This is a genomic window from Neisseria sp. P0001.S005 (assembly GCF_051963715.1).
Window position 1 is genome coordinate 1 of record NZ_JBQCTZ010000981.1, and the last position, 266, is coordinate 266.

1 protein-coding gene is annotated in these 266 nt (G+C 51.1%); it reads left to right on the forward strand.

Features of this window, described 5'->3' with window-relative positions:
• Positions 1-266 (forward strand): M48 family metalloprotease (locus ACTHSP_RS23770; protein ID WP_440347206.1); only part of this gene is annotated, 266 nt, incomplete at both ends.

The window sequence follows — 266 nt, forward strand, 5'->3', positions numbered from 1 at the left end:
GTGCCTTTCAACTGGCAGATGAACGTTATCCGCAGTGATGAAATGAACGCATGGGCAATGCCGGGCGGTAAAATGGCTGTGTACACCGGCATAGTAGAGAAGTTGAAGCTGACGGATGATGAAATTGCCGCCGTTGTCGGCCATGAAATGACCCATGCTTTGTTGGAACACAGTAAAAAAGCTTTGGGTGGACAAGTATTGACCGGCTTGGGCGGTTCGATTTTGGCCAGCTCAACCGGTGTGGATGGTGATTTGGTCGGCTTGGG